Source organism: uncultured Methylobacterium sp. (genome assembly GCF_964244095.1).
Taxonomy (GTDB): domain Bacteria; phylum Pseudomonadota; class Alphaproteobacteria; order Rhizobiales; family Beijerinckiaceae; genus Methylobacterium.
This window is the reverse complement of record NZ_CAXTHR010000025.1, coordinates 24,411-38,477: the sequence shown is the minus strand read 5'-3', so window position 1 is coordinate 38,477 and position 14,067 is coordinate 24,411. Positions and strand designations below refer to the sequence as shown.

The window sequence follows — 14,067 nt, the reverse complement described above, 5'->3', positions numbered from 1 at the left end:
GGTGGCGCGAGGGCACGGCGATGATCTTCTCGTCCTCGCCGCCCTCGTCCTCCATGACCATGACGCCGACGGGGCGCACGCTCATGATCGCGCCCGGCGCCACGGCGCGGGTGTTGGCCACGAGCACGTCGCAGGGGTCGCCGTCGCCCGACAGCGTGTGCGGGATGAAGCCGTAGTTCCCGGGGTAGAACATCGGCGTGTAGAGGAAGCGGTCGACGACGAGCGCGCCGGCCTCCTTGTCCATCTCGTACTTGATCGGCTCGCCCCCGAGCGGCACCTCGATGACGACGTTGACGTCGTGCGGCGGGTTCTTCCCGATCGCGATGTTGTCGATGATCATGGCGGCGGCGTCCCGGATCGCGGGGCCTCGCCCCGTCGGGCCGGTCTCATAAGGCGGTTGCGCCGCGAAGCAAATCCGTGCGCCGTCGCGCCCCGCGACGATCGCGAAGAACCGTCAGCCGAACAGGTAGCCGAGCTTCGGCAGCGGCACGCCGGCCACCCGGTCGAGGGCCCTGGGGCCGGGCCGGCCGCCGAGGGCCTCGTAGAAGCCGGCCGCCCGCGCGTTGTCCTCCAGCGACCACGCCCCGATCCGGGGAAGGCCGTGGTCGGAAAGATCGTTGCGGACCGCCTTGAACAGGCGCCGCCCGAGGCCGACCCCCTGGTACTCGGGCAGCAGGTAGAGCTCGTCGATCTCGCCCTCGACGCCGAGCGAGCGGCTGCGGGCCCGGCCGTAGGCGGCGTAGCCGACCACCGTCTCGGCGGTCTCGACCACCGCGACCGGCCGGCGGCGGCGCAGGGTGGAGCGCCACCACGCGCCGTCGCGCTGAGCGATCAGCCGCTCCAGGGCGACGCCGGGGATGATCCCGCGATAGGCCTCGCGCCACGCCGCGTCGAACACCGCCGACAGCGGGCCGGCATCCGCGTTGCGGGCCCGGCGGATGCTCGTGGTGCGGGTGCTCATGGCCGGACCCCTGGACGTTTCGCGATGCGCTCGGGCAGGCACCCCGCGCGGCGCAGTCAGGTTCGACCCCGATCGGGGCGAACAGAAGGCAGCTACGGCAAAGGCAAGGGCGGTGCCGAATTGCCGCCCCGGGGGCGCCCTGGTAGAGGCGACGGCTTCGCAAAGACGCCCGAGCGCCCGTGTTCAACCGCTTCCTCAAGCCCGAGACCCGCTACGCCCGGCGCATGGCGCGCATCGCCCGCTTCGAGCGGCCGATCGGCGGCGTGCGCGCGCGGCTGAGCGCCTGGGCCAGCATGCTGTTCGTCGATCACGGCATCTTTCGCATCGTCTACCTCAACCGCCACAGGGTCGGCACGGGCGGGATGTGGCGCTCGGCCCAGCCCGGCCCGCACCAGCTCGCGCGCTTCCGCAGCGAGGGCGTGCGCACGGTGATCTCGCTGCGCGGCGGGCGCGAGCACGGCTCCTGGCCGCTCCAGCGCGAGGCCTGCGCCCGCCACGGCCTGACGCTCGTCGAGTTCGTGCTGCGCTCGCGCGAGGCCCCGGCGCGCGAGACGATCCTCGCCGCCCGCGATTTTTTCGCGCAGGTCGCGTACCCGGCGGTGATGCACTGCAAGTCGGGCGCCGACCGCGCGGGGCTCGGGGCCGCGCTCTACCTGATCCTGCACGAGGGCCGGCCGGTCTCGGAAGCCGCCCGCCAGCTCTCGGCCCGCTACGGCCATTTCCGCTTCGCCAAGACCGGCATCCTGGACGCGTTCTTCGCCCGCTACGCCGTCGAGGGCGAGGCGCGGGGGCTCGACTTCCTCACCTGGGTCGAGACGGTCTACGACGCAGAGGCGCTGAAGCGCGACTTCCGGCCGGGCTTCTGGTCGGATGTGGTGGTGGATCGGGTAATGAAGCGGGAGTAAAATGCTCTATCTAATCTGATAAGAGGAAATTACCAGCTCCTTAAATCTGCCACGACATCTCTTATAACTGCAACTTCATTCACCAACTCTTGAATTGATTTTGTTAATTCTGCATGACCATCTCGTGCGGAATAAGTTAATACATTTATCCCTCTGGTCTTTTGAACCAAATTAATTTCTTCTTGAACAAATGGTCTGGATAAAGTCATAAAATGCGGGCACTCTCCGTGTTTATATCGATAATCCTCAAATATCATTTTCATATCTGGATCAGACAACCCGCAACCAATACATAGAAAGGTATGGGTGTGAATCAGAGAGGTCATCAATTCATAAAAGGGCGCATGCTTAACCCTAGCTTTTGCATAATCTTCCAAGGTAAAAATCATACGTGATATAGTATCAATAGATCCGTGAGGTTTTATTACATACCGATCGTAGCCGCTCACTACCTGTCGAATATCAGCATCATAATAATTTTTCACAATAAGCGTTCCGTCGCTTGCAGGTAAAGCATAGGACTCATAAATACGGTCAAAATTGAGCGATGCAACAATTCTACAATCTAGATTAAATATGTGCTCGTGTATATCAGCAGGTTTATAGTTCGGTTTTACGAAAGAAGATCGAACAACTTCATGCCAATTTGCACCATGCTCGCTTTTTAAATAATCGCACGCCTCAAGATAGTTAAAGTGTTTAAGGGCATTCGCAATATGTGGAACACGTCTTCCAAGAAGAAGATACGCTCGCTCAAGAAAAGCACCCCAAGTTGGGGGGCGACTTCCGTCATCTGCTTTGGAGTTTGCTGAAATACCTGATCCAATTAACAAAACTGCCCTTCGCCGAGCAATAGATTCCTTCAAGGTTTGCGGCCAAGCGATGCTCATTAGGAAAGCTCGTCAACGTTTTTAATGAGCTGGTAGGAAATTTTCTTATAAATTTTTTCTGCATCTCGAACTTTGTTGAAGTGGGCACCCCTCACTCCATCTTTTGCTTTCAATGCAAATATCGGCTTGTGAGCAGATTGTGACATTGGAATCAAACTATAAAGATTGGGAATAGTACCAATTTCATAGTTAATGTCGGGCTGGTCGGGTTGTAATCTCTCAATAAAATTTGATTTAATACTTCTTGGTATGCGCTTCATGATTGCTTCGTAAGCTGCCACCGCTCTCTTTTCCCCATTTGTAGTTTTTTGAATGTATTGTTGTGCAACATAACCTGCAAACATAATTTTGAAACTACTTCCTCCAGGTATATCATCTTTTAAAGTTTGATCTACCTGTGCCACTCCATGTGCAAGGCGTCGCTTCCACTCTTGAATTGATGTCGAGATGTTTTCGATAGCTTTCAAACTGAATATGTCAATCGACATCGGACTTAAGAAGAAATCACACGCTAAAAGAACTGAACGATTAATTGAACCTAAAGACGGCCCCATGTCAAATAATACATAGTCATACTTAGAACATCTACCCAGTAATTCTGAAAATAAAACTGACGTCCTTAAGCCTCTAATATCCCCCGCAATAGCATCTTGCCAATCTTTAGAAAGTAAATCTTCTTTCAACGCAAGTCGAGGATCTCCAGGTATTAAATCAACCCCATAATCAGCGACAAATCTTGGTATAATAGTGTCAGAATATCCTTTACCTATAGACAGAGGATGTATTATACTATGAATTGTAAAAGACTTGTTATCGTCATATATTGCCAAAACATCTTCTTCATCAAGCATTAACTGCGTTGCATTGCATTGAGGATCAACATCAATGACGAGAATTTTTTTGTCTCGCTCAAGAGCGAGATGCGAGGCTACATTACAAAGCAGTGTCGTCTTACCCACACCCCCCTTGTTATTAAAGAAAGCGATCGATTTCATTTGTTTTCCCGGATTGTTTTTGAAGGATCGAAGAAATTTTCATTATCAATGCGTAACAATATATGTATATGTTCAAAGTTAATTGTAAAGCTGCTCTTTCAGCAACGTGGCCAACCTACTCCACGGCCCGCCGCGTCGCGGAACGGATGCGCCGGGTAGGTCCCGATCACTCGCAATTCGCGCGAGAAGTAGGCGAGCTCGTCCAGCGCCCGGGCGAGCCCCGGCTCGTCGGGATGGCCGTCGACCTCGGCGTAGAACTGCGTCGCGGTGAACTGGCCCTCGACCATGTAGCTCTCGAGCTTCGACATGTTGACGCCGTTGGTGGCAAAGCCCCCGAGCGCCTTGTAGAGCGCGGCCGGGATGTTGCGCACGCGGAAGACGAAGCTCGTCACCGTCGGGCCGGCGCCCGCCGCCGCCGGCGCGGCGCCGGGCCGGAAGACGACGAAGCGGGTGGTGTTGTGGGCCTCGTCCTCGACGTCGCGGGCGAGGATGTCGAGGCCGTAAACCGCGGCCGCCAGCGCCGGCGCCAGCGCCGCGCGGGTCGGGTCGTGCGCCTCCATCACCTCGCGGGCCGCCCCCGCGGTGTCGCCGGCGACCACCGCCTTGAGGCCGAGCCGCCGGATGATGCGGCGGCACTGCCCGAGAGCGTGGACGTGGCTGTGGACCGAGGTCACGTCCTCGATCCGGGTGCCGGGCAAGGCCATGAGCTGGAAGTGGATCGGCAGGAAGTGCTCGGCGACGATGTTGAGCGCCGAGGTCGGGATCAGGTGGTGGATGTCGGCCACGCGCCCCGCGATCGAGTTCTCGATCGGGATCATCGCGGCCTGCGCCCGGCCTTCGGTGACCGCCGCGAAGGCGTCCTCGAAGGTGGGGCAGGGCAGCGCCGTCCAGTCCGGATAGGCCTGCGTGCAGATGATGTGCGAGTTGGCGCCGGGCTCGCCCTGGTAGCTGATGGTTCGGGAATCGGTCATCGCAAAGGACTCAATTGAGCCGTCTGGCCGAGAGCAGGGCGCGGGCACGCTCCAGGTCGGCGGGGGTGTCGACGCCGAGCGGCAGGTCGTCGACGATCGCCGCGTCGATGCGCATCCCGGCCTCCAGGGCGCGGAGCTGCTCCAGCTTCTCGCGGGTCTCAAGCTCGCCCGGCGGCAGCGCCACGAAGCGCGCGAGCGCCCGGCGGCGATAGGCGTAGAGGCCGATGTGGTGGAACAGCGGCCCGTCGCCCCAAGGTGCGCGGGCGCGGGTGAAGTACAGGGCGCGGAGCCGCTCCGGGCCGACCCGGTGGCCGACGAGCTTGACCACGTTCGGGTCGTCGGCTTCCGCCGGTTCCGTGATGCGCGCGCACAGCGTCGCGACGTCGACCGCGCGGTCGGCGAGCAGCGCGACCGCGGCGCCGATCGCGCGCGGGTCGATCGTCGGCAGGTCGCCCTGCACGTTGACGACGACGTCGTGGCTCCCCTGCGGATCGACGATCTCCAGGGCCTCGGCGAGGCGGTCGGAGCCCGAGAGATGGTCGGCCCGCGTCAGCACCGCGACGCCGCCCGCCGCCTCGATCACGGCGGCGATCGCGGGCGTGTCGGTGGCGACCACCACCGGACCGAGGCCGGCCGCGACGGCGCGGCGCCAGACATGGACGATCATCGCCTCCCCGGCGATGAGCGCCAGCGGCTTGTTCGGCAGGCGGGTCGCGGCGAGCCGGGCGGGGATCAGGACGAGGGGATCGGACATCGGGACGATCTGCGGTGCCGGCCGTCGAGCCGCGGGCGGGTGCTTAGCAGGCGACCGCCGGCTTGTCATCGACGCCGCCGTCATGAAGGCTCGCCCCGGACGGCGCCTTCGCGGTCCTGTCCCGTGTCCGGTCGCGGGCCCGCGACCAATCGGACGCGGAGCGTGGCGCACTCCGCCATTGTCAAGATCGGCCCGGAGCGGCTAAGCACCCTCGAAATCTTCCAAAGTCCGGCACCCTCAGGCCGGTCGCTGCCTTGCCCGCCCCCCGCAGCGCGACAGGAGTTGTAGAGAGCATGGACTCGTTCGAGCTGAACAAGGTGGCCGGTGCGGTCCTCGGCGTCCTGCTGTTCGCGGTCGGATCGGGATTTATCGCCGAGCTCATCTACCATCCCAAGCCCGCGGGCACAGCCGGCTACGACCTGCCCGAGGCCAAGGAGGAGGCCGCGGCCGCGCCGGAAGCCGCCAAAGTCGAGCCGATCGCCGTGCGGCTCGCCAGCGCCAACATCGAGAAGGGCCAGGGCGGCACCAAGGCGTGCCAGGCGTGCCACAACTTCGAGAAGGGCGGCCCGAACAAGGTCGGCCCCAACCTCTACGACGTGGTCGAGCGCAGGAAGGGCGGCCACGAGGGCTTCGAGTACTCGGCCGGCATGAAGGAGAAGGGCGGCGCCTGGACCTACGCCGACCTCGACGGGTTCCTGGAGAACCCGAAGACCTACGTGAAGGGCACCAAGATGGCCTATGCCGGCATCGCGGCGCCGCAGGAGCGCGGCAACGTGATCGCCTACCTGCGCACCCTGTCCGAGGCGCCGAAGCCGCTGCCGGCCGCGGAGAAGGCGGCCGAGGCCAAGCCTACGGACACCAACCCTGCCGAGGCCAAGCCCGCCGCCGGCAGCGCCGACGCCAAGCCGGCGGACAAGCCCACCTCCCAGAGGCCGGCGACCGGCAAGGCGTCCGAGGGCAAGGACAGCCCGGCCAAGCCCGCCGACATCAACGCCGCAAGCGTCAAGCCCGTCACCGAGAAGCCGCCCGGCGCGCCCGCGCCGGCCACCAGCAACGAGAACCGCAACGCCGTCGAGCAGAAGCCGCCGGCCGAGAGCAGCGGCCCGTCGCCGAGCACCGCCGCGCCGGCGGCGCCGGCTGCGCCGCCGGCGGCCGCCACCCTGCCGCCGGCCAAGGCCGACGCCGCCGCCGAGGGGAAGGCGCAGGACCTCAAGGCGAACGGCAGCGACCAGGGGGCACCGGCCGACAAGCCGCAATAGCCGGCGCGCCGGCGCACTCGCAACGAAGGCCGGGCCCCCAAGCCCGGCCTTCGCGCTTTCACGGCCGCGACCGTCGGCCCGTCGGCCATGCGCGCACCCGGTGTTGACCGGGGGGGCTTTCCTCAGCAAACCGGGGCCACATCGGCGGACCCGGCGCCGCCTCGCGCGCCCGGACGGATTTTTCGCGATACCCGCGTCGCGAACCCCTCCGCGAACCAAGGACACGACCCGTGACCCTCTCACCCCCCCCGAACTCGTTCCGCACCGGCCCCGACGAGCGCGGCCGGTTCGGCATCTTCGGCGGCCGCTTCGTGGCCGAGACGCTGATGCCGCTGATCCTGTCGCTGGAGGAGGCCTACGCGCAGGCCAAGGCCGACCCGGCCTTCCAGGCGGAGATGGACGGCTACCTCAAGCACTACGTCGGCCGGCCGAGCCCGCTCTACTTCGCCGAGCGGCTGACCGAGCATTGCGGCGGCGCGAAGATCTACTTCAAGCGCGACGAGCTGAACCACACCGGCTCGCACAAGGTGAACAACGTGCTCGGGCAGATCCTGCTCGCGCGCCGCATGGGCAAGCCGCGGATCATCGCCGAGACCGGCGCCGGCCAGCACGGCGTCGCCACCGCGACGCTCTGCGCCCGGTTCGGCCTGAAGTGCGTGGTCTACATGGGCGCCGTCGACGTGGCCCGCCAAGCCTCGAACGTCTTCCGCATGAAGATGCTCGGGGCCGAGGTGATCCCGGTCGAGTCCGGCACCAGGACCCTCAAGGACGCGATGAACGAGGCGCTCCGCGACTGGGTCACCAACGTCGCCGACACGTTCTACTGCATCGGCACGGTGGCCGGCCCGCACCCGTACCCGGCGATGGTGCGCGACTTCCAGTCGGTGATCGGCCGCGAGGCCAGGGAGCAGATGCTGGAGGCGGAAGGGCGCCTGCCCGATTCGCTCTTCGCCTGTATCGGCGGCGGCTCGAACGCGATGGGGCTGTTCCATCCCTTCCTCGACGACCGCGAGGTCGAGATTTTTGGCGTGGAGGCCGCCGGCCACGGCGTGTCGTCGGGCCTGCACGCGGCCTCGCTCTCCGGCGGCCGGCCGGGCGTGCTGCACGGCAACCGCACCTACCTGCTTCAGGATGCGGACGGCCAGATCAGCGACGCGCACTCGATCTCGGCCGGCCTCGACTATCCCGGCATCGGCCCGGAGCATGCGTGGCTGCACGAGGCCGGCCGCGTCACCTACCTCTCGGCGACCGACCAGGAGGCGCTGAACGCGTTCAAGCTGTGCTCGCTGCTGGAAGGCATCATCCCGGCGCTGGAGCCGGCCCACGCGCTCGCCAAGGTGCTGGAGATGGCGCCTGAGCGGCCCGCCGACCACCTCATGGTGGTCAACCTCTGCGGCCGCGGCGACAAGGACATCCCGCAGGTGGCGGAGATCTTTGGGACGACGCTGTGAGCGAGGCGCTCTCGCGCCCGTTCAAGGATGGCATTCCAATCTTGCAGTTTGTCCCGGCGAGACCGGCTGCTCTCGATCCACTAGCCATTCTCAAATATGCGAATAAATGACTGCTTAGCCGCGAAGGCTGCCAAGCGAAGAGCGTATCGAAATCGACATTGGATCGGACACGGCCGAATTAGCGCGGTCGTTCGCATAAGCTCTCATTATGGAAACACCCAATGCCCCAGAAGCTGGTGTCGATCGACATTGGCGAGCCTCGCTTTCACGAGGGCTGACCAGTCTTCTTTTCTGGATATCCGAAATATATCCCTCTGCCCTCTATCTTTCCGTTTTTACAAATCGGGCTTTTCATGAACACTATACCTCCATACGCACGCACAGGAGGCTCGCAGTCTTTCCCCGCTATTATCATAAACTCCCGATCTCTCTTTGTTATGAATGTGTCTTTCCATACGCTGCCTGTCGAATTAGTATAACACTTTTTATCACCAGCACTCTGTTTCCAGACGTTTGTTCCGCCGCACATTTGTAAGTTTGGCAGGCTTTTCTGAAGCTCTGTTGCATCGGATGAAGAAATATTTCCTGTTTTATCGTAAGCGCTATACACGCGGTACTCAGTTTTCAGCTGTTGAGAAAAATCACATCGAGTTGCATGGCAATCAGGATGGTTATAGTTATAATTAGATATGCAAACACAAACAGCAATTATCGTAAGTGCCACATAGAATAATGGCCTAAGCGGATTTAATAATAATAATATAAACTTGAAGAAAAGTACAATAATGTCGAGATCACTTACCCCACACTTCCCAGGACTGTACTTTGTGCCAACTTCAACACCGGAGCTATTGTAGTGGCGATGAAGCTGTGAACCGTCTTGGAAAGACGTAGTTCTTGAGCTTGCGACACGGCCAGATGGATCATCTGTCATAACTAGAGCTTTCGGTCGACGCATGAAAACAGAAAATTCAAACAATAAATTATGGCAAAATATTGCTTTTGCTCCGAACCTATTGAACGCTTTTATAATCGAAGCGTGAGATCAGCGGCTAACGAACGCATATCTCAGCAATTCCGTGTTTATCTGTGCATAAATCAATAATTCTGCACAGCGCGATTAATCAGCGAAAACAACGGCTTAACCCTTGTAGAAATCCCGTGCGAAATGTTCGAATTGGATCAGATAGCAGCCACTCTCAGGGGTGGAAACCGAAGGGTGAAAATCCATCCAGTGCGGACTTTCCAGTCGCGCGTCGAACCGAGACATGAACGGTGGGGGAGGGCCCCGCGCCTACACCACCACGGTGATCGCCTGCGCCGCCCGCGTCAGCCCCGTATAAAGCCACCGCGCCCGGTGCTCGCGGAAGGCGTAGCTCTCGTCGAACAGCACCACCTTGTCCCACTGCGACCCCTGCGCCTTGTGCACGGTGAGCGCGTAGCCGTAGGTGAACTCGTCGGTCTCGCGGCGCAGGAACGCCGGGATCTCCTCCTCCGAGCCGGTGATGACGGCGCGCAACACCTTGATGTCGATGGCCCGCCTGCGCGAGCCGGGATCGTCCTCCGGCACCACGTCGAGGCGGATCGTGTCAGGGCGGGGCGGCGCACGGAGCGCCTGTACCGTCCAGGTCGAGCCGTTGAGCAGGCCCTTGGTGCGGTCGTTCCTGAGACAGACCAGCTTCTCGCCCACCGCCGGCATCGGGTCGACGTGGCCGGCAAGCTCCCGCAGGCGCCCGTTGTAGAGCCGGCGGGTCTTGTTGAGGCCCACCAGCACCTGGTCGCAGTCGAGCACCTGGGCCGGGTCGATGGAGCGGCGCGAGACCACGCGGCTGGCGCCGTATTCGCCGAGTTCGAGGCGTCCGCCCTCACGCACCGTCATCGCCATGCGGACGATCGGGTCGTCCTTGGCCTGACGGTGGACGTCGGTCAGCATCACGTCGGGCTCGGCCTCCGTGAAGAACCCGCCGCCGCGCACCGGCGGGAGCTGGGCCGGGTCGCCGAGCACCAGCACCGGCTTGTCGAACGACAGCAGGTCGTGGCCGAGATCCGAATCCACCATCGAGCACTCGTCGACGACGATGAGGTCGGCCTTGGCCGCCGGCCCCGCCCGGTTCAGGGTGAAGGCCGGGCCGCCTTCTTCCGTCTCCTTGGTGCGGTAGATCAGCGAGTGGATCGTCGCGGCATCACCGCAGCCCTTGGCGCGCATCACCGAGGCCGCCTTGCCGGTGAACGCCCCGAACACCACGGAGCCCTCGACGTCGTCGGCGATGCGGCGGGCCAGCGTGGTCTTGCCGGTGCCGGCATAGCCGAACAGGCGGAACACCTGGGGGGCGTCCTTGGCCCTGCGCCACGCGGCGATGCTCTTGAGCGCCGCATCCTGCTGCGGCGCGAAGCTGCTCGGAAGATCGCTCACGGCCAGCGCACGGTGGGCGGCAGGGAGGACAGGATCGAGGCGACGTTGCCGCCGGTCTTGAGGCCGAAGATCGTGCCGCGGTCGTGCAGCAGGTTGAACTCGACGTAGCGGCCCCGCCGCACCTGCTGCTCCAGGCGATCCGCCTCGGTCCAGGGGGTCGCCACGTTGCGCCGGACGATCTCGGGATAAGCCGCGAGGAAGGCGCCCCCGACATCCCGCGTGAAGGCGAGGTCCGCCGTCGGATCGCCGGTCCAGTGGTAGTCGTAGAAGATCCCGCCGATGCCGCGGGGCTCCTTGCGGTGGGGCAGGTAGAAGTATTCCTCGCACCACGCCTTGTACCGTTCGTAGTCCGCAGCCGGCGCATGGGCATCGCAGGCGGCCTTGAGGCAGGCGTGGAAGTGCCGCGTGTCCGGGTCGTCCTGGGTCCGCCGGCGCTCCAGCACCGGCGTGAGGTCGGCCCCGCCCCCGAACCACGTCTTCGTGGTGACCACGAACCGGGTGTTCATGTGCACCGTCGGCACGTTCGGGTTCCACGGGTGCGCGATCAGCGAGATGCCGGTGGCGAAGAAGCGCGGGTCTTCCGCAGCACCCGGCATCTGCGCCCGGAACTCGGGGGCGAACTCGCCGTGCACCGCCGAGACGTGGACGCCCGCCTTCTCGAACACGCGGCCGTGCAGCATCGCCATGGTGCCGCCGCCGCCGGGCCGGCCGGTGTGGTCGGTGCGCTCCCACGGGGTCTTGATGAAGGTCTGCGGTGCGTCCGGCGCGTCCGGGTGGAACGGGCCGGCGGCCTCCGCCTCCAGCGTCTCAAACGCGGTGACGATGCGGTCGCGCAGCGTCGTGAACCACGCGGTCGCCTCGGCCTTCAGCGCCGTGGTCTCGGCCTCGGGCAGGGGGGGCGGGCTGGGCGTGGTGTCCGGCATCGTCATGGCACGGGATGTCCCATCCCGCTCCGGCGGCGTCAATTCGCGGATGGCCCCACCTGCCGGACCGCCTCGCCGCAGATCATCGCCGCCGCCACCGCGACGTTGAGCGAACGCATCCCTTCGCGGATCGGCACGACCACCCGCGCATCGGCCGCCGCATGGACGGCCTCGGGGACGCCCGCCGATTCGCGGCCCATCAGCACGCAATCGCCGTCGGAAAAGGCGAACGTCGTGTAGGGCAGGGCGCCCGCGGTGGTGGCGAGCACGAGGCGGACGTTCTCCCGCGCGCGCCACGCGCAGAACGCGGCCCAGGAGCGGTGCCGGGTGATCGCGACGTGGTCGAGGTAGTCCAGTCCCGCCCGGCGCAGGTGCCGGTCGGACACGTCGAAGCCCGCCGGCTCGATGATCTCGACCGCGAGCCCGAGGCAGGCCGCCATGCGCAGCAGCGTGCCGGCGTTCTGCGGGATGTCGGGCTGGTACAGGGCGAGGCGCAGCATGGTTTTCGCGATTCCCGGTCGCGCCCGTCCGGCCGAACCGGTCCGGCGCGCATGGCAGCCCTGCCGCGCTGCGGCATCGCTCCGCGCTTGGCGCGCACGGGCGCAGGCTTACATGCCGGCTTCCGCCCCCCGACGCAAAGCACCGCAAAAGCATGTTCCTCGACTGGCTCGAGCGCCGCATCGACACGTTCGCGCCCTTCGACGAGGCACGGATGCCCCCGAACACCGTGCTGGGCTTTGCCGCCTTCTACCTACGGCCGATCCGCGGGGCGCTGGCGTGCCTGTTCGTGATCGCGGTGGTGGCCGGCACGGTGGAGGCGTCCCTCTACCTGCTGATGCGCTGGTTCATCGACCTGCTCGCCACCGCCGACCGCGCCAACGTGCTCACCGACCACGGCGTCGCGATCGGGCTCGCCGTCGCCCTCGTGCTGGTGGTGCGCCCGGTCTCGATCTGGCTGCACGAACTGCTCTCGAACCAGGTGATCGTGCCGCAATCGACCAACCAGATCCGCTGGCGCACGCACCTCTACACGCTCGGGCACTCGCTCTCGTACTTCCAGGCGGATTTTGCCGGACGGCTCGCCAACCGCGTCGTTCAGGTCGGGCCGGCGGTGCGGGAACTCGCCGTCGTGTTCATCGACACGCTGCTCTACGTGGCGATCTACGCGATCACCGCGATCGGCCTGTTCGGCTCGATCTCCCTGTGGCTGACCCTGCCGGTGCTCGCCTGGGTCGCGGCCTACGCCGCGCTGACGACGTGGTTCGTGCCGCGTGCCCGCGCGCGCTCGCACAGGACGGCCGACACGCGCTCGGCGCTGATCGGGCGCGTGGTCGACAGCTACACCAACATCCTCACCGTAAAACTCTTCGCCCGCGATCGCGAGGAGCGCGCCGCCGTGCGCGACGCGGTCGAGGTGCACACGTCGGCCTACCTGCACCAGTTCCGGCTGGTGACCTCGACCACGACCCTGCTCGGCGTCCTCAACAGCGCCCTGCTGCTCGCGACAGCCGGCGCCTCGCTGCTGCTGTGGCAGCGCGGCGGCATGAGCACGGGCGAGGCCTCCGCCGGCCTCGCCCTAGTGCTGCGGCTGATCGCGATGTCGGGCTGGGTGATGCAGACGGTGCGCGGCGTGTTCGAGAACGTCGGCGTGATCCAGGAGAGCATGCAGACCATCGCGCGCCCGCACGGGCTGGTCGACGCGCCCGGTGCCGGGACGCTCAAGGTCTCGGGCGGCGACATCCGCTTCGAGAGCGTCGGCTTCCATTACGGGCGCGGCGACGCCAACGTGATCGAGGACCTCAACCTGCACATCCGCGCCGGCGAGAAGGTCGGGCTCGTGGGCGTCAGCGGCGCGGGCAAGACCACGATCACCTCGCTGCTGCTGCGCCTGCACGACGTCGAGAGCGGGCGCATCCTCGTGGACGGCCAGGACATCTCACGGGTGACGCAGGAGAGCTTGCGCGCCGCCATCGCCATGGTGAGCCAGGACACCTCGCTGCTGCACCGCTCGATCCGCGACAACATCGCCTACGGCCGGCCCGACGCGACGCAGGCCGAGATCGCGCGGGCGGCCGAACTCGCGCACGCCGACGGGTTCATCGCGGATCTGGTCGATCACAAGGGCCGGCGCGGCTACGACGCCCAGGTCGGCGAGCGCGGGGTGAAGCTGTCGGGCGGCCAGCGCCAGCGCATCGCCATCGCCCGCGTCATCCTCAAGGACGCGCCCGTGCTGATCCTCGACGAGGCGACCTCGGCGCTCGACAGCCAGGTCGAGGCGGCGATCCAGGAGAGCCTCGACGCGCTGATGCAGGGCAAGACGGTGCTCGCCATCGCCCACCGGCTCTCGACCATCGCGGCGCTCGACCGCCTCGTGGTCATCGACGAGGGTCGCATCGTGGAGGAGGGGACCCACGCCGCGCTGATCGGCAGCGGCGGCCTCTACGCGCGGCTCTGGGCCCGGCAATCGGGTGGCTTCCTGCCCGATCGCGTGGCGGAGGCCGGTCCTGCCGCCCGCTACGAGGACGCGGCCGAGTAGGCGCCGCCT

14 protein-coding genes are annotated in these 14,067 nt (G+C 64.6%); 4 read left to right on the top strand and 10 right to left on the bottom strand.

Annotation, left to right across the window (positions count from 1 at the left end):
• Window positions 1-340 (bottom strand): inorganic diphosphatase (locus ACFE86_RS06400; RefSeq protein WP_375454487.1); only part of this gene is annotated, 340 nt, incomplete at its 3' end.
• A gap of 114 nt (window positions 341-454) precedes the next feature.
• Window positions 455-961: a GNAT family N-acetyltransferase gene (locus tag ACFE86_RS06395; protein ID WP_375454486.1), complete on the bottom strand. Its 507-nt coding sequence runs from the start codon at window positions 959-961 to the stop codon at window positions 455-457.
• Between the two features lie 179 nt (window positions 962-1,140).
• On the opposite strand from ACFE86_RS06395, the gene ACFE86_RS06390 reads away from it, so the two are divergent.
• Window positions 1,141-1,866, top strand: a complete 726-nt coding sequence (locus tag ACFE86_RS06390; protein WP_375454485.1) for a tyrosine-protein phosphatase — start codon at window positions 1,141-1,143, stop codon at window positions 1,864-1,866.
• A gap of 29 nt (window positions 1,867-1,895) precedes the next feature.
• Here ACFE86_RS06390 and ACFE86_RS06385 read toward each other — a convergent pair whose 3' ends face one another.
• The 4 genes from ACFE86_RS06385 to ACFE86_RS06370 form a co-directional block, all read right to left on the bottom strand.
• Window positions 1,896-2,756 (bottom strand): SIR2 family protein, encoded by an 861-nt coding sequence (locus tag ACFE86_RS06385; protein ID WP_375454484.1) that lies wholly within the window; start codon window positions 2,754-2,756, stop codon window positions 1,896-1,898.
• Window positions 2,756-3,751, bottom strand: coding sequence for a ParA family protein (locus ACFE86_RS06380; protein WP_375454483.1), 996 nt, complete (start codon window positions 3,749-3,751; stop codon window positions 2,756-2,758). The genes ACFE86_RS06385 and ACFE86_RS06380 overlap by 1 nt, the downstream gene beginning before the upstream one ends.
• 98 nt (window positions 3,752-3,849) lie before the next feature.
• Window positions 3,850-4,722, bottom strand: coding sequence for a prephenate dehydratase (locus ACFE86_RS06375; RefSeq protein WP_375454482.1), 873 nt, complete (start codon window positions 4,720-4,722; stop codon window positions 3,850-3,852).
• 10 nt (window positions 4,723-4,732) lie between these two features.
• Window positions 4,733-5,476, bottom strand: a complete 744-nt coding sequence (locus ACFE86_RS06370) for a 3-deoxy-manno-octulosonate cytidylyltransferase (RefSeq protein ID WP_375454481.1) — start codon at window positions 5,474-5,476, stop codon at window positions 4,733-4,735.
• Between the two features lie 293 nt (window positions 5,477-5,769).
• Between ACFE86_RS06370 and ACFE86_RS06365 the strand changes: the two genes are divergently transcribed.
• Both ACFE86_RS06365 and trpB read left to right on the top strand, forming a co-directional pair.
• Window positions 5,770-6,735 (top strand): c-type cytochrome, encoded by a 966-nt coding sequence (locus tag ACFE86_RS06365; protein WP_375454480.1) that lies wholly within the window; start codon window positions 5,770-5,772, stop codon window positions 6,733-6,735.
• Between the two features lie 230 nt (window positions 6,736-6,965).
• Complete coding sequence (gene trpB, locus ACFE86_RS06360; RefSeq protein WP_375454479.1) at window positions 6,966-8,186, top strand: tryptophan synthase subunit beta; 1,221 nt, start codon at window positions 6,966-6,968, stop codon at window positions 8,184-8,186.
• A gap of 265 nt (window positions 8,187-8,451) precedes the next feature.
• Here the strand turns inward: trpB and ACFE86_RS06355 are convergent, their stop codons facing one another.
• The 4 genes from ACFE86_RS06355 to ACFE86_RS06340 all read right to left on the bottom strand — a co-directional run bounded on the left by ACFE86_RS06355 (window position 8,452) and on the right by ACFE86_RS06340 (window position 12,022).
• Window positions 8,452-9,120 carry a hypothetical protein gene (locus tag ACFE86_RS06355; RefSeq protein WP_375454478.1) on the bottom strand — a complete coding sequence of 223 codons (669 nt, stop codon included), beginning with the start codon at window positions 9,118-9,120 and terminating at the stop codon, window positions 8,452-8,454.
• Window positions 9,121-9,480: 360 nt separating this feature from the next.
• Window positions 9,481-10,605, bottom strand: a complete 1,125-nt coding sequence (locus ACFE86_RS06350) for an ATP-dependent RecD-like DNA helicase (RefSeq protein WP_375454492.1) — start codon at window positions 10,603-10,605, stop codon at window positions 9,481-9,483.
• A complete protein-coding gene (gene hemF, locus ACFE86_RS06345; RefSeq protein ID WP_375454491.1) occupies window positions 10,596-11,522 on the bottom strand; it encodes an oxygen-dependent coproporphyrinogen oxidase in 927 nt (308 codons plus the stop codon). The genes ACFE86_RS06350 and hemF overlap by 10 nt, the downstream gene beginning before the upstream one ends.
• 38 nt (window positions 11,523-11,560) lie before the next feature.
• Window positions 11,561-12,022, bottom strand: coding sequence for a tRNA (cytidine(34)-2'-O)-methyltransferase (locus ACFE86_RS06340; protein WP_375454477.1), 462 nt, complete (start codon window positions 12,020-12,022; stop codon window positions 11,561-11,563).
• 152 nt (window positions 12,023-12,174) lie between these two features.
• On the opposite strand from ACFE86_RS06340, the gene ACFE86_RS06335 reads away from it, so the two are divergent.
• Entirely contained in the window at window positions 12,175-14,058 is a 1,884-nt protein-coding gene (locus ACFE86_RS06335) for an ABC transporter ATP-binding protein (RefSeq protein ID WP_375454476.1), read from the top strand.
• The last annotated feature ends 9 nt before the right edge of the window (window positions 14,059-14,067 follow it).